Below are 20,510 nucleotides of genomic sequence, written 5' to 3'. Positions count from 1 at the left end.
CACCTGGCGGCCGACGTCGTGCAGGCCGGCCATCAATGACGAGGTTCAAAGTCCTCGCTGAACAGGTCATCTTCGGCATCCGGGCTCACCGGAATCTTGTGTTCTTCCGACGCCCAGGCGCCCAGGTCGATCAGTTTGCAGCGGTCCGAACAGAACGGCCGGAAGGTGCTGTCAGCACTCCATTCGACCGGGGCGCCGCAGGTGGGGCAGTTGACGGTTGGGGTTTGGCTCATGACTGGCCTCCACGCAATGTTAGGTAAAAGTGATGCAGGCGCTCGACCTCGCTGTGCAGCCAGGCGAGGTCGCGGTCGTTGACCACCACATCGTCGGCATGGCTCAAGCGGTCCTGGCGACTGGACTGTGCCTTGAGGATCGCCTGGACTTGCTGTTCGCTGGTCTGGTCGCGCTGCAAGGTGCGTTCTATCTGCAGCTGCTCGGGCGCATCGATCACCAGCACCCGCTGGGTCATGGCGTACTGGCCGGACTCGATCAGCAATGGCGAAACCAGAATCGCATAGCGCGATTGTGCCTTGGCCAGGTGATCGCTGATTTCCCTGGCGATCAGCGGATGCAGCAGCGCCTCGAGCCAGCGACGTTCTTCGGGAACTTCGAAGATCAGTTTACGCAACGCCGCGCGGTCGAGTTGGCCGTCGGCTTGCAGCACGCCGGCACCGAAGTGCCCGGCGATCTGCGCCAGCGCCGGGCGACCGGGTTCAACCACCCAGCGCGCGGCATGGTCGGCATCGATCACGTGCACGCCCAGGTCAATGAAGTGCTGGGCGGCCGCGCTTTTGCCGCTGCCGATGCCGCCGGTCAGGCCAAGAATCCAGGGTTTTTCCACAGGGGTACTCATTTCAAACCGACAAACTGCCAATAGAAGTCGGTTATTTGACCACCCCAGAGCAAGGCAATCCAGCCGGCAATTGCCAGATAGGGCCCAAAGGGCATCGGCGTCGAGGTTTTTGCGTTACGCATACGCAGCATGGCCACGCCAATGATGGCGCCAACCAGGGAAGACAGGAGGAGCGTCAGGGGCAGGATTTGCCAGCCGCCCCAGGCGCCGAGCATCGCCAGCAGCTTGAAATCACCGTGGCCCATGCCGTCCTTGCCGGTCACCAGCTTGAACACCCAGAACACCGACCACAGCACCATGTAACCGGCGATCGCGCCCCACAGCGCTTCGTGGAGCGGCACGAACAGGGTAAAACTGTTGGCGATCAAACCCAGCCACATCAGCGGCAATACCAGGACATCCGGGAGCAATTGATGCTCCGCGTCGATCAGGCTCATGGCCAGCAGGCCCCAGGTCAGGAAGAGCACCAGGCAGGCCGGCCAACCGAAGCCAAAATGCCAGGCGATGAACCCTGACAGCAGGCCACAGGCCAGCTCGGTCAACGGGTAGCGCTTGCTGATCGGCGCAGCGCAGCCGGAGCAGCGGCCGCGCAAAAACACGTAACTGATGACCGGGATATTCTCCCACGCCCGGATCGAATGGCCACAGTGCGGGCACTGGGAGTGAGGCAGCATCAGGTTGTAAGTCGGCAGTGGCGCAGGAGCGGGATGGCCGAGCATGTCTTGTGCTTGCAGGCGCCATTCACGCTCGAGCATTTTGGGCAGCCGCCAGACCAGCACATTCAGGAAGCTGCCCACCAGCAAGCCAAGCACCAGGGCCAGAGCGACGAAGCCCAGTGGGGAGTGCTGCAGAATTTCATTCAAGGGCATGTCAGATCGCTGCGCCGAGTTGGAAGATAGGCAGGTACATCGCAACCACCAGGCCGCCGACGACAACCCCCAGCACCACCATGATAAACGGCTCCATCAAGCTGGTGAGGTTATCGACCATGTTGTCGACCTCGTCCTCGTAGAAGCTCGCGACTTTGTCGAGCATGTCGTCGAGGGCGCCCGACTCTTCGCCGATGGCTGCCATCTGGATGGCCATGTTGGGGAAAACCCCGGAAGTACGCATGGCGAAGTTCAGCTGCATCCCGGTCGATACGTCCTGCTTGATCCGCAGCACCGCACGCTTGAACACGATGTTGCCGGTGGCGCCGGCCACCGATTCCAGGGCCTCCACCAGCGGCACACCGGCGGCGAAGGTGGTGGAGAGGGTGCGGGCGTAGCGGGCCACGGCCGATTTATACAGCAGGGTGCCGACCAGGGGCAGCTTCAACAGCCAGACGTCGGTGCGATCACGCAATGCCTGGGAAGTCTTGAAGGCGCGGCGCACCCCGAAGAACCCCGCAATCAGGACGCCGAGCAACAGCCACCACCATTGCTGGAGGAATTCGGAGAGACCGATGACCATCACGGTGAACGCCGGCAACTCGGCGCCAAAGCCCTTGAACACCGATTCGAACTGCGGCACGACCTTGACCAGCAGAATTCCGGTGACGATGATCGCGACGAACACCACGGCCAGCGGATAGGTCATGGCCTTCTTGATCTTGGCCTTGAGGCTCTCGCTTTTTTCCTTGTAGGTCGCCACCCGTTCCAGCAGGGTGTCCAGGGCGCCGGCCTGTTCGCCCGCGTCCACCAGGTTGCAGTAGAGCTCGTCAAAATATTGCGGCTTTTTGCGCAGGGACGCGGCAAAGCTGTTACCCGCCGCGACCTCCTGTTTGACCTCGTCCACCAGCTTGCGCATGGCCGGGTTCTCGAAGCCCTCGCCGATGATGTCGAACGATTGCAGCAGCGGTACGCCGGCTTTCATCATCGTCGCCATCTGCCGGGTGAACAGGGCTATATCCTGGGCCGTGATGCGTTTACCCAGGTTGAGAATCGACACCGACTTCTTGCGTACCTTGCCCGGGTTGATGCCTTGCTTGCGCAACTGCGCCTTGACCAGCGCCGGGCTCTGACCGTTCAGTTCGCCGGTCATCTTCGTGCCTTTCCTGTCCGTGCCTTCCCAGGCGTAGACGCTGAGTTTCGCTGCTTTGACCGCCATGTTCAGTCCTTGGTGACCCGGTTGATTTCTTCAAGGCTGGTAATACCCTGCATGGCCTTGTGCAGCCCGGAAGTACGCAGGTCATCAAAACCGTCCTTGCGCATCTGGATATCGATTTGCAGCGAGTTGCCTTCGGCCATGATCAGGTGTTGCAGCGCCGGGGTGTTTTTGACCACTTCGTAAATCCCCACCCGGCCCTTGTAGCCGCCATTGCACAGATCGCAGCCAACCGGCTCATAGATGGTGAAGGAGCCGATGCGGGCCTCGGGAAACCCTTCCTTGATCAAGGCCTCCCGGGGAATATCAATGGGTTTCTTGCAATGGCTGCACAGTTTGCGTGCCAGGCGTTGGGCGATGATCAGGCTCACCGAGGTGGCGATGTTGAAACCCTGTACGCCCATGTTCTGCAGGCGGGTAAGGGTCTCTGCCGCACTGTTGGTGTGCAGGGTCGACAACACCAGGTGTCCGGTCTGGGCCGCCTTGATGGCAATTTCCGCGGTCTCGAGGTCGCGAATCTCGCCGACCATGATCACGTCCGGGTCCTGGCGCAGAAAGGAGCGCAGGGCCTGGGCGAAATCCAGGCCTTGCCGGGGATTGACGTTCACCTGGTTGATACCTTCCATGTTGATCTCCACCGGGTCCTCGGCGGTGGAGATATTGATGTCCACCGTGTTGAGGATGTTCAGCCCGGTGTAGAGCGACACGGTCTTGCCCGAGCCCGTGGGCCCGGTGACCAGGATCATGCCCTGTGGCTGCTTCAGCGCGGCCATGTACAGGTCTTTTTGTACCGGCTCGTAACCCAGGGCGTCGATGCCCATCTGGGCGCTGGAGGGATCGAGGATCCGGATCACCACCTTTTCGCCCCACAGGGTCGGCAGGGTGTTGACCCGGAAGTCGATGGACTTGCTCTTGGACAGGCGCATCTTGATCCGCCCGTCCTGGGGTTTGCGGCGCTCGGAGATGTCGAGACTGGCCATGACCTTCAGGCGTGCGGCGATACGTCCTGACAGTTGAATCGGCGGCTTGGCGACTTCGCGCAGCATGCCGTCGGTGCGCATGCGCACGCGGTAGCTCTTTTCGTAGGGCTCGAAGTGCAGGTCGGAAGAACCGCTCTTGATCGCGTCGAGCAGCATCTTGTGAACGAAGCGCACCACGGGCGCGTCATCGGCATCCTGCCCGCCTATAGGGTCCTGGCGGTCGTCAGCGGATTCGATGTCCAGGCCGTCGAGGTCGACGTCGGCCATATCTTCCAGCCCGGTGGACTGGGAGTCGAAGAGCTTGTCGATGGCATCGCTGAGCTTGTCGTCCTCGACCAGGATGGCTTCGGTGGTCAGCCCGGTACTGAACTGGATGTCATTGATGACCTGGTGATTGCTGGGGTCGGACACGCCAATGAACAGCTTGTTGCCGCGCCGCCACAGAGGCAGCACGTGGTGCTGGCGAACCAGCTTCTCGCTGATCAGCCCTTTGGGCAGGGCTTCCTTGTCGAGGGCATTGAGATCGAACAGGGCCATGCCGAAATGTTCGGAAGCAATTTCGGCGACTTGTCGACTCTTCACCAGCTTGTTCTGCACCAGATGGGTGACCAGCGAGGTACGGTTTCTTTGGGCTTGCTGATACGCCTGTTGCGCGCTTTTATCAGTCAGCAGTTCGGCCAGGACCAATTGTTTGGCCAGGCCGCTAAGAGCGATGTCATTCATTGGGATACCGGACGCAGACAGTTCATGACTTATAGCCTAGTCAAGGGACGGAGCCAAACCATGGCTGTAGAAGTGACAAAAAATGTCAGTTAGTGCGGTTTTCCAGGGCTTCGGAAGGGCCTGACAGAAGCCGGCGCCCAAGCCAGCGGGGGAGTCGGCAATTGGCATGGGCTGTGCTGGAGATAATCCAGATCATGAGATTCCGACTCATGCATGGAGTTTTCTATGAATAACCAAAAAGGTTTTACCCTGATCGAGCTGCTAATCGTGGTGGCGATAATCGGGATTCTCGCGACGTTTGCCATTCCGGCTTATTCGAAGTATCAGGCTCGGGCGAAGATGACAGCAGCTGCAGCTGAAATCTCAGCACTGAAGGTTGCGTATGAAGATGCAGTCAACTCGGGGACAGCATCTCCTAGCGTTGACACTTTTGCGCCCAATGCTTCCGCTTCGCAAAATTGCACGATCACTGCCGTTACCGGTACTGCTTCGGGCATCCTTTGCACAGTAAAGAGCCCACCTGCAGCCATTTCTGGTGCGACGGTGACGCTGACCCGAGATGCTGCCAAAGGGTGGACGTGCGCTACAAGCGTAACTTCCGAATTCGCACCGGCAGGCTGCACGGCTTCCTGACTGCTAGTTAAAAGCTGGTATCTGAATGCCTCCGTCGAAAGACGGGGGCTTTTTTTTTGAGAATTCGCCAGCGATCAGGCGTAGATGGAAAACCTCCCACAATTCATGGCCTTAGGCCCACGTCAAAACCCGCAACTTGCATGTCGATATATTCCAACTCATGCAATTTGCATGATTTCGAAAATCGTCAAAAATACCAAGCCATTGATATATAACGATTTTTTTTACGTTTCAAAGTTGGCACAGCGTTCGCAATATACCCAGTAACCCTGCTGACAAGACATGCAGCAGACTTTCCAGAAAAACAGGAGTTACTCGTATGAAGAAGTTCGCTATCACTGCCGCTGCTGCTACCGCGCTGACCCTGACCATGGCCGGTTCCGCATTTGCACAAACTACCCAGGCTACCCAGGCACCTATGGTGCTGGCGGCTGGTGAAATGACCGAAGCCAAAGAAGCTACTTCCGATACCTGGATCACCACCAAAGTCAAAGCTGACCTGGTTACCGAAAAAGGCATTCCTGGTACCGACATCAAAGTCGAGACCAACAAAGGCGTAGTATCCCTGTCGTCCACCGTTGCTGTGACTGACGCTCAGAAAGATATGGCCGTAGCTATCGCCAAGAAAATCAAAGGCGTCAAAGCGGTCTCCGCTGACGGCCTGAAAGCCGAGTAAGGCAAGGCTTCTCGCCTGGACCGGGAGAAGGCGCGACAGGCGGGCTGAGCGATACGTCTGTTGCTGCTTTGGAGTTCATGCGAAAGGTCATAAGGATGTGACCATTACAGGCCCCGGCATTCGTGTCGGGGCCTGTTTTATTGTGTCGGCAGGAAAGGATTTCTGTTCTGTCTGGAGGAAAAGATCGCAGCCTCGTTTCACTCGACAGCTCCTACACAGCTCCTACACAGGTTCCTACGCCCTGCGCCCGCGCCCTCTACAGGCCGCGTTTGCTGGTGATCTGCACCAGGCGATTACCTTCAAATCGCAAGAACTGATACATCCCGCCGTTCGGCCCGTAGGTCCATTCCTCTACCTGGTACTCCTCGCGCCGGTTCACGCTGCGCTTGTAGCCCAGCGAGTCCCGGGCGACCGGCTCGCCGCATTTTTGCAGAACCTCTGCAGTGCGGTCGCCGACGCTGATCAGTTGGCTGCCGCAGCGCAGGGTGTCGGCTGCCCAGGCCTGCCCGGCGAATATCAGCAGAGCCAGGCCAAGTGCGTGTATTCGGATCATCATTCGGCATCCAGGTGCAGGGGCGTAATGACTCGGCCGTCGCTCTGCGGTTCGCCGAGCGTGGCGTCGATGAAGTACACACGGTCGTCGGCCAGTTGGCACTTGTCGACCAGGTAATCCTTGATGCTGCTGGCGCGATCCTGACCAAGCTGACGCAACAGCACGTCGTTGGAACTCCAGAACCTGATCACGGCCTCGCGCATCTTCGCAGTGCGCTCTTCCTTGCCCAGGTCTTTCCATTCGGCAGGCGGCTGGGTCTTCAGGCGAGTGCGGTAGATGCCTTCCAGCAACGGACCTTTCTCGCTGTCCGGTACCTGCAGCAACCCGGCGTTGGCCGGTACTTTGTCGCCGCGACGCTGGAGCATCTTGTAGTAGTTGTACTGGTATTCCCGCTCAAGCCGTTGCTCGGCGATCAGTGGGCCGTCGCTGCGGGCGGCCGCAGTGCCTTCAATTTCCAGGCGTAGCGCCGGGCGTTCCTTGAGGGCTTGCGAGAGCTTGACCAAAGCGGCCTCGGCGTCCTTGCTCAGCTCACTGGAACCTGGGGCAAAGGAGACGGTGCCCAGGTCCTGGGAGCCGCCACCGCTGACCAGGCCGCCGATCAGCTTGAATGGCGCGGCAGCGGCTTTCACGATCAGGTTGCGCAGGGTTTGCCAGACAATCGGCATCACGCTGAACTGCGGATTGTTCAAATCGCCGGTCACCGGCAGCTCGATGGAAATCTTGCCGTCGACGTCCTTGAGCAGGGCGATCGCCAGTTTCAACGGCAGACTGACGGCGTCGGGGCTGTCGACTTTTTCGCCCAGTTGCAGTTGCTCGACCACCACCTTGTTTTCGGCCTTCAGCTGGCCTTTGGTGATCATGTAGTGCAGGTCGAGGTTGAGCCGGCCCTTGCGAATGCGATACCCGGCGAATTTGCCGGAGTAGGGCGTCAGCGTGGTCAGTTCCACTCGCTTGAAACTGGTGGCGATGTCGAGGCTGGCCATCGGGTCGAATGGGTTGACTGCACCCTTGATGGTCACCGGCGCGTAGCGATCGACCTTGCCCTTGACGTCAACGCTGGCGGGTTTCGCCTGACGGCTGTCGATGGTGCCGATGGCACCGTTGAGCTGCTGGACGGCCGTGGCGAAATTCGGGGTCAGGCTGAAGTCGGCAAAGTTGGCCGAACCATCATTGATGGCGATGCCGCCCACATGGATGCCCAGCGGCTTGTCCTTACTGGCCGGTTTGGCGGCTGCACCCTTGGTGCTGGCATCGGCCGGTTGCGGGATCAGCAGGTCATCGACGTTGGTGGTGCGGTCATCATTGATCATGAAACGCACGTACGGCTGGAACAGGTTGACCTTGTCGATCGACAGGCTGTCGCCATGCTGGTAGTTCAGGCCTTCGACCACCACCTGTTGCCACTTGAGGAAGTCGCGGGTCTTGAGGGTGTCGAGGGTATGCAGCTGATCGACCTGGGCGCGGCCGGTGACGCTGAAGGCGAGCGGCTCGGTGCTTTTCAGGTCGACCGCCAGATCACTGCCCAGCATGCCGCTGCGCAGTTCCAGGCGAATGAACGGGTTGATGTAAGACTGGGCGACCCGCAGGTCGATGTCCTTGGTCTGCACCTTCAAATTGGCAGTGACCGGGGCCAGGTTGACCACGCCGTCTGCGGTGAGCTTGCCTTGCTTGCCGACGCCGGTGTCGAGCTTGAGGTTGAAAGGCGCGCCATTGAGGCTGTCGAAATTCTGCAGGTCGACGTTCAGCGGGCTCAGGTCCAGCTCTACGGCGGGCTGTGCCTTGCGGTCCGCCAGATGCACCTGGTAATTGCGCAGTTGCACGTCCTTGAGCAGCACTTGCCAGGGTTTGCCCGGCGCTGCCGGCTCGGGTTTCGGCGAGTCCGCGGCCGCCGGGGTGCTGGCGGGTTCGGCCTTGGCTTTGGCGGCCGCTTTGGACGGTTGGCTGGCGAACAGTTTTTGCCAATCGAGTTGCCCATCGGACTCCAGCGCGGCCCATGTTTCCAGTTTGTTGCTGCGGATCTTGCCGACGACAACCTGTTGTTTGGCCAGATCGATGGTGGTTTCAGTGACGTCCAGTCGTTCCAGCTTTGCCAATTGCCGCCCGTCCGGGGCCTTGATGGCGAAGGGGGAGACACTGAGCGCGAGGTTACTCAGCAGCAGCTCGGTTTGCTTGGACAGGTTGAGCTTGTAGTCGGTGCTCAGGCTGTAGACGCCGTCTTCGAGCACCAAGGGTGCCGAATCGCGCACATAAGGCCAGAACGCCTTCATCCTGCCGTCGGTGATCTTCAGTTTGCCTTCGGAGGCGATCGGGATGAGGCTGAAGTTGCCTGTCCAGTCGATCTGCCCGCCGTTGGGACCGGCGGCCACCAGCGTCATGTCGGCACTGTCTTCGGGCAGGGTGCTGAGGTTCTTCAGTTCGAAGTCGAGTTTGTCGTAGAGAAACTCGATAGGTTCGCTGGGCCGGGCATCTTTGAAATGCACCACGCCATCAGCCAGTTTGATCCGTTCAATTCGCAGCGGAAACGGCTTTGCATCCGGATCCGGCGGGACCGGTTCGCTGGCGGGAATTTTGAAGAGACCGAGCAGATTGAGTTTGCCTTCCTTGTCGAACAGGATTTCGCTCTTGGGTTTGTTCAGCTCAATGTCGGACAGGTGCAGCGCCTTGGTCCACAGGCTGTCGATCTGCAGGTTGGCGTAGAGCCGTTCGAAACCGACCTGCTCCTTGCCCGGTTCGCCAACGATCAGTCCCCACAGCGTTAATTCCAGGCTGAACGGATTGAGTTCGATGCGCTGGATGTGCGCAGGCACCGTTGCGTAATTGGCCAATTGTTGATTGGCGACCCGCAACGCGATGCCCGGCAAAATCAGAAACCCCAGCAGGCTGTAGAGAGCCAGAGCAGTCAACAAGGCGCCAATGGCGCGGATCAATCCTTTGGGCATGTGCGGCTTCATCTGTCGGAATCGGAGTGCCTTGGAGTATGGCACGCGATTCTGGTTCCGAAGTGGTCGCGCTTTGCAGGTTTGATATGAAAAAGTCGAAGAATTTCAGAGTTGCAGGATCAAGGTCTTCAGCGGCGGCTGCTGATCCATCGACGGAAAGTCCACGCCGGGGGTCATTACGGTCCATTCGCGAACCGGTCGGCCGGCTTTCTGCGCGCAGCGCAAAACCTGTTCGCGCCAGTCCTCCATGCTGACTTTCGCCAGGTTGTTGCAGCAGATCAGCACACCGTTATCAGCCGTGCTCAGCAGCGCCGGCTTGAGCAGGCTCTGGTAGTCGCGCAGCAGGTCGACGGTGCCGAAAGCGCTCTTGGCCCAGGCAGGTGGGTCGAGCAGCACCAGGTCGTATTGACGCTGCTCCAGGCGCAGGTAAGCGGGAAGCTTGTGGCCGCGACGCTGGCTGATGGGCAGGCCCGCGAGTTGGCGGATCGCCGGGAAATAATCGGACTGGATGAATTCCATGGTCGGCAGTTGCGGGTTAAGCAGACCATTCTCGCGCCCGACCGCCAGGTTACCCTCGGCGAAGTCCAGGTTGCACACCTCCCGCGCGCCGCCGGCTGCGGCGCTGAGGCCGACGCCACAGGTGTAGGCGAACAGGTTGAGTACGCTTTTGCCTTGGCTGTGCGCCTTGACCCAGCCGCGGGTGTTACGCAGGTCGAGGAACAGCAGCGGATCCTGTCCGGCATGACGGCCGCGAACTCGATAGTTGAGGCCCCACTCGTGGCCGATCAGGTCCTGCAGCGCTGCTTCGTCGGCCCGGTAGACGGTGTCTTCGCGATCAATGCGCGAATTGCCCCGGGAGCGGTCGTTGTAGACCAGCAGAGTCTCCAGGCCCAGGTGCTGGTTGATGGTCGCGTGCAGGCCAAGCAGGGCTTCGCGTTCCAGCGCCTGGTGGAAGCTTTGGACCAGCAGTTGCGGGCCATAGCGGTCGATGGTCAGGCCGCCGGCGCCTTCCTGACTACCGTGGAACAGGCGGTAGCAATCGGTGCCTTGTTGATGCAGCTCGGCGAGCAGGTCCTGGCGATGATCGAGGGCGGCGCGCAGCGCCTGATTCAAGGAAGACATGCTGTGCGCCTTGCAGAGGGAATTTGGCGCGGGAGTTTAACAGCTTGGCTGTTAACCGAGGTGCTGCCATTGCGAGCAGGCTCACTCCCACGTTGGATTTTTGACTATTTTTCCCTGTGGGAGCGAGCCTGCTCGCGATGCTTTTAGCTGAGCAATCCCATCCGCCGCTTTGCCCGCTGCACCGAACCATTACGCACGGCCCAGCGCAGCATCGGCGCACTTCGATTGATGCTGGCGCGGATCAGCTTGCGTTGCAGCGGGCTTTGACTGACGCCTAGCATGTCACTGGCCCAATCGGGCAGCAGGTCAATTCCGGCCTGCATCATCAGGCCGCCAAAGGGCTTGGCCAGGCGGCTCGGAGCTGGGGCGTTGAGCAGCAACTGCAACACTTCGCGACTGCGCTCATCGCACAATAGTTGCGGGCGAATACTCTCCAGGTAGTGGGATATTTCCAGCCGGGAGCGGGGCACATCCCGGGCACCCAGGCGTTCGGCGATCAGCGCGATCTCGGCGTAGTAACGGTCCTGATCGGCCAGCGACAACTGTGGGTTGCGGTAACGCAGATGCGCCGCAAGAAAGTTGCTGACTTCCGCCACATGCACCCATGTCAGCAAAGACGGATCGCTGGCGGCGTAAGGCCGTCCATCGGGTGCCGTGCCTGTGACCTGCAAATGGATGGTGCGAACCTTCTCGATCAGCCAGTCGGCATCCTTTCGCGAGCCGAAAGTAGTGCCAGAGATGAATTGGCCCGTGCGGCGCAATCGACCCAGCATGTCTTCACGAAAATTTGAGTGGTCCCATACTCCGGCCAGCGCCAGGGGATGCAGGGCTTGCAACATGAGTGCACTGATACCGCCGATCAACATGCTGCTGAAGTCGCCATGCACCTGCCAGCTCACCGAGTCGGGGCCAAACAAGCCAGGATCGCCCTTGGGGTTCTCCAGGTCGAGCGTGCCAAGTGACAGGCCCGTGAGGCTCATGATCTGCGTTTCGATGCGGGTGCGGATGAATTCCATGGTGACTCTGAGGCAAAAAAATGGGTGTGCGCGCGCGTACTGTAGGAGCAAGCTCGCTCCTACAGGGCGGATCCCACCACACGCGGTAACAGGCAATACGTTATTGGTTCAGGCGTTTATCCACCAGATCCTCAACCACGCTCGGGTCGGCCAGGGTCGAAGTGTCGCCCAGGCTGTCGAGCTCATTGCAGGCGATCTTGCGCAGGATACGCCGCATGATCTTGCCTGAACGGGTTTTCGGCAAGGCCGGAGCCCACTGGATCAGGTCCGGTTTGGCGAAGCTGCCGATTTCCTTGCTGACATGCTCCAGCAGTTCCTTCTTCAGTTGATCATTGGCTTCGGTGCCATTCATCGGCGTGACGAAGGCGTAGATGCCCTGGCCCTTGAGGTCGTGCGGGTAACCGACCACCGCCGCTTCGGCAATGCTGTCGTGGAGCACCAGGGCGCTCTCGACTTCTGCGGTGCCAATACGATGGCCCGACACGTTGATCACGTCGTCGATGCGCCCGGTGATCCAGTAATCGCCATCCTCGTCCCGCCGCGCGCCATCGCCGGTGAAATAGTAGCCGGGGTAGGGCTTGAAGTAGGTGTCGACCATGCGCTGCGGATCGCCGTAAACGCTGCGGATCTGCGCCGGCCAGCTGGACTTGATCGCCAGCACCCCGCTGCCGGCGCCTTTGATTTCCTTGCCGGTGTCATCGAGCAATACCGGTTGCACGCCAAACATCGGTTGAGTGGCGCAGCCGGGCTTGATCCGCTGGGCGCTGACCAGGGGGCTGAGCATGATGCCGCCGGTCTCGGTCTGCCACCAGGTATCAACGATCGGGCAGCGCTGTTCGCCCACGGTATTGAAATACCAGTCCCACGCCTCAGGGTTGATCGGCTCACCGACGCTGCCGAGTAATCTGAGGCTCGCGCGGGAGGTTTCCTTCAAAGGTTCGGGGCCTTCACGCATCAGCGAGCGCAGGGCGGTGGGTGCGGTGTAGAAGATATTGACCTGGTGTTTATCGATCACCTGCCAGAAGCGCGAACTGCTGGGATAACTCGGCACACCTTCGAAAATCAGCGTGGTCGCGCCATTGGCCAGCGGCCCGTAGACGATATAACTGTGGCCGGTGACCCAGCCGACATCAGCGGTGCACCAGAAGACTTCTTCGTCGCGATAATCGAGCACGTACTTGAACGTCATCGCCGCTTGCAGCAGATAGCCCCCGGTGGTGTGCAGGACGCCTTTGGGTTTGCCGGTGCTGCCGGAGGTATAGAGGATGAACAGCGGGTCTTCGGCGTCCATTGGCTCGGGCGGGCAATCGTCGCTGACCTCGCGCACGGCCTGGTGGTACCACAGGTCACGCCCTTCAACCCATTCAACATCGCCCTGGGTGCGCTCGACGACGATGACCGTGCTGACGTCAGGACAACTTTGCAGCGCCTTGTCGACTTTCGCTTTCAGCGGCACGACCTTGCCGCCGCGCACCCCTTCATCGGCGGTGATCACCGTGCGGCAATCAGCGTCGAGGATGCGATCGCGTACGGAGTCGGGAGAGAATCCGCCAAATACCACCGAGTGCACCGCGCCGATTCGCGTGCAGGCGAGCATGGCGTAGGCGGCTTCCGGAATCATTGGCATGTAGATGCACACCCGATCGCCTTTCTTCACGCCACGGCTCTTGAGCACATTGGCCAGGCGGCAGACGTGGTGGTGGAGCTTGCGGTAGGTGATCTGGAGGGAGTCGACCGGGTCGTCGCCTTCCCAGATGATGGCGACCTGATCGCCGCGTTGTGCCAGATGACGATCGATGCAGTTGTAGCTGACGTTCAACCGGCCCCCGGCAAACCAGCTGGCTTCGCCGGTTTTCAGGTTGTAGCGCTGCACGGTCTCCCATGGCGCGCTCCAGTCGAGGAAGCGTGTCGCTTGTTCTGCCCAGAAGATGCTGGGGTGTTCGATGGATTGGCGGTACAGGCGCTGATAGTCGTCTTGACTGAGATTCGCAGCCCGGCGGACGGCATCGGCTTTGGGGAGCGTGCTGATATCGAACATGACGGTTCCTTATTCTTGTTTGCACGACAAGAGGGGAGCAGCGCGACCCTCGTAGGAGCTGTCGAAGGCTGCGATCTTTTGATTGTCAAAAGCACAATCAAAAGATCGCAGCCTTCGGCAGCTCCTACAAGGTTAGTACCCCCGCAGGAACGGCGTCAGGTTAACCGCGGTGACGACCGCGGAAGTAGTTGATCAAACCCTGGGTAGAGGCATCGTCAGCCGGCGTTTCTTCGCTGCCAACCAGGCGGTTGTAGACGCCTTTGCCCAGCTCCTTGCCCAGCTCCACACCCCATTGGTCAAAGGCATTGATGCCCCAGATCACGCTCTGCACGAAGACTTTATGCTCGTACATCGCCACCAGCGCGCCGAGACGACGCGGGCTGATGCGCTCTACCACGAGGGTGTTGCTCGGACGATTGCCCGGGATCACCTTGTGCGGCGCGATCTTGTGTACGTCTTCTTCGCTCACGCCTTTGTCACGCAGCTCGGCTTCGGCTTCGGCGAGTGTCTTGCCGAGCATCAGTGCCTGGCTCTGGGACAGGCAGTTGGCGTACAGCCACTGGTGATGGTCGGATACCGGGTTGAAGCTGACGATCGGCACGATGAAGTCCGCCGGGATCAGTTGAGTGCCCTGGTGCAGCAGCTGGTGATAGGCGTGCTGGCCGTTGCAACCAACGCCGCCCCAGATGACCGGCCCGGTGTCAGTGTTAACCGGCGTGCCATCCTGGCGGACGCTCTTGCCATTGGATTCCATGTCCAGCTGCTGCAAGTGCTTGGTGATGTTACGCAGGTAGTGGTCGTACGGCAGGATCGCGTGGCTCTGCGCGCCCCAGAAGTTGCCGTACCAGACGCCGAGCAATGCCAGCAGCACCGGCATGTTCTGTTCGAAAGGTGCGCTCTGGAAATGCTGATCCATGGTGTAGGCACCAGACAGCAGTTCCTTGAAGTTCGACATGCCAATGGCGAGGGCAATCGGCAGGCCGATGGCCGACCACAGCGAGTAACGCCCGCCAACCCAGTCCCACATCGGGAAGATGTTTTCTTCGCGAATGCCAAAGGCCACGGCAGCGGCGTTGTTGCTCGAGACCGCGATGAAGTGGCGATACAGCTCGGCTTCCGAACCACCCTGGGCGAGGTACCAGGCGCGTGCAGCCTGGGCGTTCTTCAGGGTCTCGAGGGTATTGAAGGATTTGGACGAGACGATGAACAGCGTGGTCTCGGCCCGCAGCTTCATGGTCAGTTCGTGAAATTCGCTGCCGTCGATGTTCGCCAGGTAATGGCAGCGCACGCCTTTCTGGGCGTAGGACAACAGTGCTTCGGACACCAGCTCCGGGCCGAGGAACGAGCCACCGATGCCGATGTTCACCACGTCAGTGATTGGCTTCTCGGTGTAACCGCGCCACAGACCGTCGTGGATGCGGCCCACGAGATCGGTGATCTGGTTCAACACCTTGTGTACTTCCGGCATCACATTGACGCCGTTGACCGACAACTTGTCGCCCACGGGGCGACGCAGGGCGGTGTGCAGCGCAGGGCGCCCTTCGGACGAGTTGACGATTTCGCCTTCGAACAGCGACTTGATCGCGCCCTTGAGGTCGACCTCATTGGCCAGGCCCACCAGCAGGTTGCGGGTCTCGGCGTTGATCAGATTCTTCGAATAGTCGAGAAACAGGCCGCAGCTGCTGAGGGTGAATTGCGTGAAGCGCTGCGGATCGGCATTAAACGCTTCGCGCATGCTGAAATCCTGCATGGCTTGGCGGTGATCATTCAACGCTTGCCAGGCGGGCAGAGCGGTCACGTCGTGAGGAGTGCGGTAGTACGCCATCGCTGCGGGTTTCCTTTTTACTTGAACGGCTTTTGAACACTAAAAATACCGGATCGCTGCGGGTGGGCGTCCGGTCAACTGCGTCGTCACGTTTTCGTGGCGCAGGGCGAATACAGTAACCCTCGCGCTGCGATCTGTCTTGACTTTGTCTGACCCGTCCCCGGTACTTTTTTATACATGAAGACTGGGGACGAGCCGACAAACGGAAGGAAAAGGTGTTTCTGGTTCGATCAGGCGACCTGAACCGGGATGGCGTTGCTGGTGTGGCTCAGTTCGTTACCTGGTGCCATGTAGAGCATGCGCGGCTTGAAGTTGAGCAACTCGGCTTCGCTGTAATGGGCGTAGGCGCAGATGATCACGCGATCGCCAACCTTGGCCTTGTGCGCTGCGGCACCATTGACCGAAATCATGCGCGAGCCTTCTTCCCCGCGGATCGCGTAGGTGGTGAAGCGCTCGCCGTTGTCGACGTTGTAGATCTGGATCTGTTCGTACTCACGGATGCCGGACAGGTCCAGCCATTCGCCGTCGATCGCGCAAGAGCCTTCGTAATCGAGAACAGCGTGGGTGACTTCGGCGCGATGCAGCTTGGCCTTGAGCATGATGGCGTGCATTTTTTTGTTATCCCGGGTCGAAATTGGGTAGTGAAAGCTGAGGCAGATCCCCTGTGGGAGCGAGCAAACCCGCTCCCAGGGGAGGCGCGGTGCTCAGGCGAGCGCGTCCAGGTTCAGGTGCAGGTTGTCGATCAACCGGGTTGTGCCCAGGAACGCTGCGACCAGAATCACCACATCCCGATCCTCGGAAGTCGCGGGACGCAAGTTTTGCCCCTGGCGAATTTCCAGGTAATCAGGGCGCAGCCCGGCCGCTTGCAGTTGCTGCAACTTGGCGTGGATCAGCCCCGGATAGTCGCGATCACCTTGCTTGATCGCCTCGGCGATCTCGCTCAGCGTGCGATACACAACCGGCGCGACGGCCCGCTGTTCTTCACTGAGGAACCCGTTACGCGACGACAGTGCCAGACCGTCGGCCGCACGCACGGTCGGCTCGCCGATGATCTGGATCGGCATATTCAGGTCATGTACCAGTGACTTGATCACCGCCAGTTGCTGAAAGTCTTTCTGGCCGAAGATCGCCAGGTCCGGCTGAACCATGTTGAACAGCTTGCTGACGACCGTTGCCACGCCTTCGAAATGCCCAGGGCGGCTGGCGCCACACAAGCCTTCGGACAGTTGCGGCACACTGACCCGCGTCTGCCCGGCCATGCCATCGGGGTACATTTCCTCGACGCCAGGCGCGAACAGCAGGTGGCAGCCGGCCTGGAGCAGTTTCTCCTGGTCGGCGGCGAGGGTGCGCGGGTATTTGTCGAGGTCTTCGCCGGCGCCGAATTGCAGCGGATTGACGAAAATGCTCGCGACCACAAAATCCACCCGCTGGGTGGCCTTGGTAACCAGTGCGACATGGCCGCTGTGCAGGTTGCCCATGGTGGGCACAAAGCCGATACGTTTGCCTTCACTGCGGGCCCGCGCCACGGCGGCCCGGAGTTCGCGTACGGTTTTTACGGTGTTCATGCAGAGAATCCGTGTTCGATGCCTGGGAAAGTCGCCGCTTTGACTTCAGCTACGTAGGCGCTCAAGGCCGCCTGGATGCTGGGTTGTCCGGTCATGAAGTTCTTCACGAACTTGGGCACGCGCCCGGTGATGGACAGGCCCAGCATGTCGTGCAGCACCAATACCTGGCCGTCGGTCGCGTGACCTGCGCCGATGCCGATCACCGGGATTTTCACGGCGTGGGTGATTTCCTCGGCCAGCTCGCTCGGCACGCATTCCAGCAGCAGCATGGCCGCGCCGGCCTGTTCCAGGGAGATGGCGTCGGCACGCATCTGCCGCGCCTGATTTTCGCTCCGGCCCTGGACCTTGTAACCGCCGAGCATGTTCACCGACTGCGGCGTCAACCCCATGTGCGCGCACACCGGAATACCGCGTTCAGCCAGCAGGCGAATCGAATCCGCGAGCCACAATGCGCCTTCGACTTTGACCATATGCGCACCGGCCTGCATCAACAGGGCGCTGTTGGTCATGGCTTGTTCAGTGGTGGCGTAGGCCATGAACGGCAGGTCGGCGAGGATCAATGCGTCCGAATTGCCGCGTTTGACGCAGGCCACGTGGTAAGCCATTTCTGCGGTGCTGACCGGCAGGGTGCTGTCGTGCCCTTGCAGGACCATGCCGAGGGAATCGCCCACCAGCAGCACTTCAACCCCGGCCTCATTGCAGGCGTGGGCGAATGTCGCGTCATAGCAGGTCAGCATGGTGATTTTTTCACCTTTTTGCTTGAGACCTTGCAGGGTGGTCAGGGTAATGGCTGGCATCAAAAGGTTCCTCATTCAGGCGCTGTGGAAACTACTGCGAGTAACGCGCGTGATTCTTCGTTGAATACAGGCGCACGGTCTGTTGTCGTGCTTTTATGGCCTGAATTGCGCCCTGTAACGCCGTGTTGACGGCGGCGGGACGCCTATAGTCGTGAGGAGAACCCGGGAAGTCAATTGCATGTGTTACCGGGTTGTTACGGCAGGGGTGTTACCGGGGTAACTGATGCGATTCAGCAAGTTTTTATGCTGCAGATCGGTGAAGCGACATAAACCATTGTGAGAGCGGGCTTGCCCGCGATAGCGACTTCGAATTCAACATCAATGTTGACTGACGGTCCGCCTTCGCGGGCAAGCCCGCTCCCGCAGGGATCTTTATCAATTTGGGGGGAGACGTTCCAGGCCGACGAACGGGCAGGCGAGAAGCAAGTCCTTGAGGCAGCGACCATCGGCCAGACGCAAATCCGCCGGTGCCAGTTCGGCCAGCGGATAAAGAACGAAGGCCCGTTCCTGCATCTGGTAGTGCGGCACTTTGAGGCGAGGTTGGTCGATCAGGCGGTCGCCAAACAGCAGGATGTCGAGATCCAGCGTGCGCGGGCCCCACCGTTCCAGGCGTTCGCGGCCTTGTCCGTTCTCGATGGCTTGCAGGGCATCGAGCAGTTGCAGCGGCTCGAGAGTGCTGTCGAGGGCTGCGACCGCATTGGTATAACGCGGTTGCCCGGGTAACAGCGAATCGCTTTGATAGAACGCGGAAACCCCGGCCAGCGTGCTGTGCGGCAATTGCGCCAGCGCCTCGACGGCGCTGCGCAGTTGTTCGGCGGGGGCGGCCAGGTTGCTGCCCATGCCGATGTAGATGCGTTCCATCAATTACTCGCCGGTAGCGCTCGGGGCATCGGCCGCGCGTTTGCGCTTGGCGCCACCGCTGCGACGACGTTTGCGTGGGGCGCCTGTGCCTTCATCCTTGCCGCTGAGGTCGCGGATCATGTCGCGACGCTCGCTGTCGTTGGCATCCTGGTAGTCCGTCCACCATTCACCCAGGCCATCGGTCTGCTCACCCGCGCTTTCGCGCAACAGCAGGAAGTCGTAGCCGGCGCGGAACCGCGGGTTGTCGAGCAACAGGTCGGCACGTTTGCCGCTGCGGCGTGGCAGGCGTTCCTGCATGTCCCAGATCTCGCGGATCGGCATGGTGAAACGCTTCGGAATAGCGATCCGCTGGCACTGCTCGGCGATCAGCTCGTGGGCAGCTTCCTGCATCGCCGGAATCGGTGGCATGCCGCGCTCTTGCAGGCGCAGTACGCGGGCGGGGAGGGCCGGCCACAGCAGCGCGGCAAACAGGAACGCCGGCGTCACCGGCTTGTTCTGCTTGATGCGCAGATCAGTATTGACCAACGCCTCGCTGATCAGCGTGTGGGTGTAGGTCGGGTTGTATTCCAGCGCCTCGGCACTGGCCGGGAACAACGGATCGAACAGCTGCAGGTCCACCAGCATCTCGAAGGTGTCTGCGGCGTGCCCGGAGAGGAACAGCTTGAGGACTTCCTCGAACAAGCGTGCCGACGGGATTTCCCGCAGCATCGGCGCCAGCTCGCGAATCGGCGCGGCGCTGTGCTTTTCGATGCCGAAATTGAGTTTGGCGGCGAAACGCACGGCTCTGAGCATCCGCACCGGATCTTCCTGATAGCGTTGCTTGGGGTCGCCAATCAAGCGAATCAGGTGATTGCGAATGTCGTGGACGCCGTTGGCGTAATCGAGGATGCGCTCACTGACCGGGTCGTAATACAGGGCATTGATGGTGAAGTCGCGACGTTGCGCGTCTTCTTCAAGGGTGCCGTAGACGTTGTCGCGCAGGATTCGCCCGGACTCGTTGCGGGAGGATTGATTGCTGTCTTCTTCCTCGTCGTTTTGCGGGTGATTGGCACGGAAGGTCGCGACTTCAATGATTTCGCGGCCAAAGTGGATATGCACCAGCTTGAAACGGCGGCCAATGATCCGCGCATTGCGGAACTCGGCGCGGACCTGTTCTGGCGTGGCGCTGGTGGCGACGTCGAAATCCTTGGGCGTGATGCCGAGCATCATGTCCCGCACACAACCGCCTACCAGGTAGGCCTGGTAGCCGGCGTTTTGCAGGCGCTCGACGATATTCACCGCGTAACGGCTGAACTGACCCTTTTGCAGCGAGTGTTGGCCGCTGTTGAGCACTTCAGGCGTACTGCGAATGTGTTGCGTATGACGCTTGGGAGAACGGAATGACTGGAACAGCTTCTTCAGCATGGGATGCACTGTTTGAAGGAATGTTCGGCCATAACGAAGAATGACCGCATGATGGGCCGGGATTCTAGCATTTAGTCGAGGGATGGTGTAGGACGCAGGCGATATGACCTGTAGGAGCGATCTTGCTCGCGAAAAATGTGATCGGTAACGCGGTGAGCCAAGGGCCCCATCTGTGCCTGAAGGTTCATCGCGAGCCAGCTCGCTCCTACAGGTCAGGCAAATCGCAGAAACCACAAGGGGAGCCGAAGCTCCCCAAGAAGTAGTTGCATGCTCTATTTTTATTATTGGTTTCGGGCTTTTTGTTTTTATTAAGTGCCCTCGCCATGAAGTTTTTCCTTCATGACCCTCCCAATCGGGAGCCAAGAGCAAACGGATTGCTTTGGTCGCTGTGCTGCAGTGATCTATCGATCCAACCAGTTCAGGCTCTGTCTTAGGACAGT

General features: G+C 60.1%; 18 protein-coding genes. 2 read left to right on the top strand and 16 right to left on the bottom strand.

From position 1 onward, the window contains the following. Window positions 1–32: 32 nt before the first annotated feature. From yacG to pilB, 5 genes are read right to left on the bottom strand one after another with little or no spacing between them, the layout of a single operon-like run. The gene (yacG, locus tag HYI44_RS13245) at window positions 33–233 is read right to left on the bottom strand and encodes a DNA gyrase inhibitor YacG (protein WP_122839024.1); all 201 of its coding nucleotides are present in this window, start codon (window positions 231–233) and stop codon (window positions 33–35) included. Then, entirely contained in the window at window positions 230–853 is a 624-nt protein-coding gene (coaE, locus tag HYI44_RS13240; RefSeq protein WP_225569588.1) for a dephospho-CoA kinase, read from the bottom strand. Before coaE ends, yacG begins: the two co-directional genes overlap by 4 nt. Further along, entirely contained in the window at window positions 850–1,722 is an 873-nt protein-coding gene (locus HYI44_RS13235) for a prepilin peptidase (protein WP_122839026.1), read from the bottom strand. Before HYI44_RS13235 ends, coaE begins: the two co-directional genes overlap by 4 nt. A gap of 1 nt (window position 1,723) precedes the next feature. Continuing rightward, a complete protein-coding gene (locus HYI44_RS13230; RefSeq protein WP_225569587.1) occupies window positions 1,724–2,941 on the bottom strand; it encodes a type II secretion system F family protein in 1,218 nt (405 codons plus the stop codon). A gap of 2 nt (window positions 2,942–2,943) precedes the next feature. Continuing rightward, on the bottom strand, window positions 2,944–4,641 hold the full coding sequence (gene pilB / locus HYI44_RS13225) for a type IV-A pilus assembly ATPase PilB (protein ID WP_225569586.1): 1,698 nt from the start codon (window positions 4,639–4,641) through the stop codon (window positions 2,944–2,946). Between the two features lie 225 nt (window positions 4,642–4,866). Between pilB and HYI44_RS13220 the strand changes: the two genes are divergently transcribed. Further along, window positions 4,867–5,274 carry a pilin gene (locus HYI44_RS13220; protein ID WP_225569585.1) on the top strand — a complete coding sequence of 136 codons (408 nt, stop codon included), beginning with the start codon at window positions 4,867–4,869 and terminating at the stop codon, window positions 5,272–5,274. Window positions 5,275–5,593: 319 nt separating this feature from the next. After that, entirely contained in the window at window positions 5,594–5,950 is a 357-nt protein-coding gene (locus tag HYI44_RS13215; protein ID WP_045059387.1) for a BON domain-containing protein, read from the top strand. 256 nt (window positions 5,951–6,206) lie between these two features. On the opposite strand, the gene HYI44_RS13210 is transcribed toward HYI44_RS13215, so the two are convergent. From HYI44_RS13210 to HYI44_RS13160, 11 genes are all read right to left on the bottom strand, one after another. Continuing rightward, window positions 6,207–6,503, bottom strand: coding sequence for a DUF2845 domain-containing protein (locus HYI44_RS13210; protein ID WP_122839064.1), 297 nt, complete (start codon window positions 6,501–6,503; stop codon window positions 6,207–6,209). Next, window positions 6,503–9,454 carry a DUF748 domain-containing protein gene (locus tag HYI44_RS13205; protein WP_225569584.1) on the bottom strand — a complete coding sequence of 984 codons (2,952 nt, stop codon included), beginning with the start codon at window positions 9,452–9,454 and terminating at the stop codon, window positions 6,503–6,505. Before HYI44_RS13205 ends, HYI44_RS13210 begins: the two co-directional genes overlap by 1 nt. Before the next feature lie 93 nt (window positions 9,455–9,547). Continuing rightward, complete coding sequence (locus tag HYI44_RS13200) at window positions 9,548–10,564, bottom strand: class I SAM-dependent rRNA methyltransferase (protein ID WP_225569583.1); 1,017 nt, start codon at window positions 10,562–10,564, stop codon at window positions 9,548–9,550. A 143-nt stretch (window positions 10,565–10,707) separates the two neighbouring features. Then, window positions 10,708–11,580 (bottom strand): oxygenase MpaB family protein, encoded by an 873-nt coding sequence (locus tag HYI44_RS13195; protein ID WP_045059390.1) that lies wholly within the window; start codon window positions 11,578–11,580, stop codon window positions 10,708–10,710. Window positions 11,581–11,680: 100 nt separating this feature from the next. Then, window positions 11,681–13,618 carry an acetate--CoA ligase gene (gene acs, locus HYI44_RS13190; protein WP_225569582.1) on the bottom strand — a complete coding sequence of 646 codons (1,938 nt, stop codon included), beginning with the start codon at window positions 13,616–13,618 and terminating at the stop codon, window positions 11,681–11,683. A gap of 160 nt (window positions 13,619–13,778) precedes the next feature. After that, the gene (gene pgi, locus HYI44_RS13185) at window positions 13,779–15,443 is read right to left on the bottom strand and encodes a glucose-6-phosphate isomerase (RefSeq protein WP_122839035.1); all 1,665 of its coding nucleotides are present in this window, start codon (window positions 15,441–15,443) and stop codon (window positions 13,779–13,781) included. 230 nt (window positions 15,444–15,673) lie between these two features. Next, window positions 15,674–16,054: an aspartate 1-decarboxylase gene (panD, locus tag HYI44_RS13180; RefSeq protein WP_003228271.1), complete on the bottom strand. Its 381-nt coding sequence runs from the start codon at window positions 16,052–16,054 to the stop codon at window positions 15,674–15,676. Between the two features lie 93 nt (window positions 16,055–16,147). Further along, window positions 16,148–17,008 (bottom strand): pantoate--beta-alanine ligase, encoded by an 861-nt coding sequence (panC, locus tag HYI44_RS13175; RefSeq protein ID WP_225569581.1) that lies wholly within the window; start codon window positions 17,006–17,008, stop codon window positions 16,148–16,150. Then, window positions 17,005–17,805 carry a 3-methyl-2-oxobutanoate hydroxymethyltransferase gene (gene panB / locus HYI44_RS13170; protein WP_045059395.1) on the bottom strand — a complete coding sequence of 267 codons (801 nt, stop codon included), beginning with the start codon at window positions 17,803–17,805 and terminating at the stop codon, window positions 17,005–17,007. The genes panC and panB overlap by 4 nt, the downstream gene beginning before the upstream one ends. A 375-nt stretch (window positions 17,806–18,180) precedes the next feature. Then, on the bottom strand, window positions 18,181–18,666 hold the full coding sequence (gene folK / locus HYI44_RS13165; protein ID WP_225569580.1) for a 2-amino-4-hydroxy-6-hydroxymethyldihydropteridine diphosphokinase: 486 nt from the start codon (window positions 18,664–18,666) through the stop codon (window positions 18,181–18,183). A 3-nt stretch (window positions 18,667–18,669) separates the two neighbouring features. Next, window positions 18,670–20,070 (bottom strand): polynucleotide adenylyltransferase PcnB, encoded by a 1,401-nt coding sequence (locus tag HYI44_RS13160; protein WP_045059397.1) that lies wholly within the window; start codon window positions 20,068–20,070, stop codon window positions 18,670–18,672. Window positions 20,071–20,510: the final 440 nt, after the last annotated feature.

Origin of the sequence: Pseudomonas sp. Y24-6, assembly GCF_020295325.1 — a bacterium.
In the GTDB taxonomy this organism is placed as follows: Bacteria; Pseudomonadota; Gammaproteobacteria; order Pseudomonadales; family Pseudomonadaceae; genus Aquipseudomonas; species Aquipseudomonas gregormendelii.
The sequence above is the reverse complement of the archived record's forward strand: the minus strand, read 5'-3'. Positions and strand labels throughout refer to the sequence as shown.

Coding starts and splice junctions, on each gene's coding strand:
- yacG (WP_122839024.1), bottom strand. CDS start 233: ATGAGCCAAACCCCAACCGTCAACTGCCCCACCTGCGGCGCCCCGGTC.
- coaE (WP_225569588.1), bottom strand. CDS start 853: ATGAGTACCCCTGTGGAAAAACCCTGGATTCTTGGCCTGACCGGCGGC.
- HYI44_RS13235 (WP_122839026.1), bottom strand. CDS start 1,722: ATGCCCTTGAATGAAATTCTGCAGCACTCCCCACTGGGCTTCGTCGCT.
- HYI44_RS13230 (WP_225569587.1), bottom strand. CDS start 2,941: ATGGCGGTCAAAGCAGCGAAACTCAGCGTCTACGCCTGGGAAGGCACG.
- pilB (WP_225569586.1), bottom strand. CDS start 4,641: ATGAATGACATCGCTCTTAGCGGCCTGGCCAAACAATTGGTCCTGGCC.
- HYI44_RS13220 (WP_225569585.1), top strand. CDS start 4,867: ATGAATAACCAAAAAGGTTTTACCCTGATCGAGCTGCTAATCGTGGTG.
- HYI44_RS13215 (WP_045059387.1), top strand. CDS start 5,594: ATGAAGAAGTTCGCTATCACTGCCGCTGCTGCTACCGCGCTGACCCTG.
- HYI44_RS13210 (WP_122839064.1), bottom strand. CDS start 6,503: ATGATCCGAATACACGCACTTGGCCTGGCTCTGCTGATATTCGCCGGG.
- HYI44_RS13205 (WP_225569584.1), bottom strand. CDS start 9,454: ATGAAGCCGCACATGCCCAAAGGATTGATCCGCGCCATTGGCGCCTTG.
- HYI44_RS13200 (WP_225569583.1), bottom strand. CDS start 10,564: ATGTCTTCCTTGAATCAGGCGCTGCGCGCCGCCCTCGATCATCGCCAG.
- HYI44_RS13195 (WP_045059390.1), bottom strand. CDS start 11,580: ATGGAATTCATCCGCACCCGCATCGAAACGCAGATCATGAGCCTCACG.
- acs (WP_225569582.1), bottom strand. CDS start 13,618: ATGTTCGATATCAGCACGCTCCCCAAAGCCGATGCCGTCCGCCGGGCT.
- pgi (WP_122839035.1), bottom strand. CDS start 15,443: ATGGCGTACTACCGCACTCCTCACGACGTGACCGCTCTGCCCGCCTGG.
- panD (WP_003228271.1), bottom strand. CDS start 16,054: ATGCACGCCATCATGCTCAAGGCCAAGCTGCATCGCGCCGAAGTCACC.
- panC (WP_225569581.1), bottom strand. CDS start 17,008: ATGAACACCGTAAAAACCGTACGCGAACTCCGGGCCGCCGTGGCGCGG.
- panB (WP_045059395.1), bottom strand. CDS start 17,805: ATGCCAGCCATTACCCTGACCACCCTGCAAGGTCTCAAGCAAAAAGGT.
- folK (WP_225569580.1), bottom strand. CDS start 18,666: ATGGAACGCATCTACATCGGCATGGGCAGCAACCTGGCCGCCCCCGCC.
- HYI44_RS13160 (WP_045059397.1), bottom strand. CDS start 20,070: ATGCTGAAGAAGCTGTTCCAGTCATTCCGTTCTCCCAAGCGTCATACG.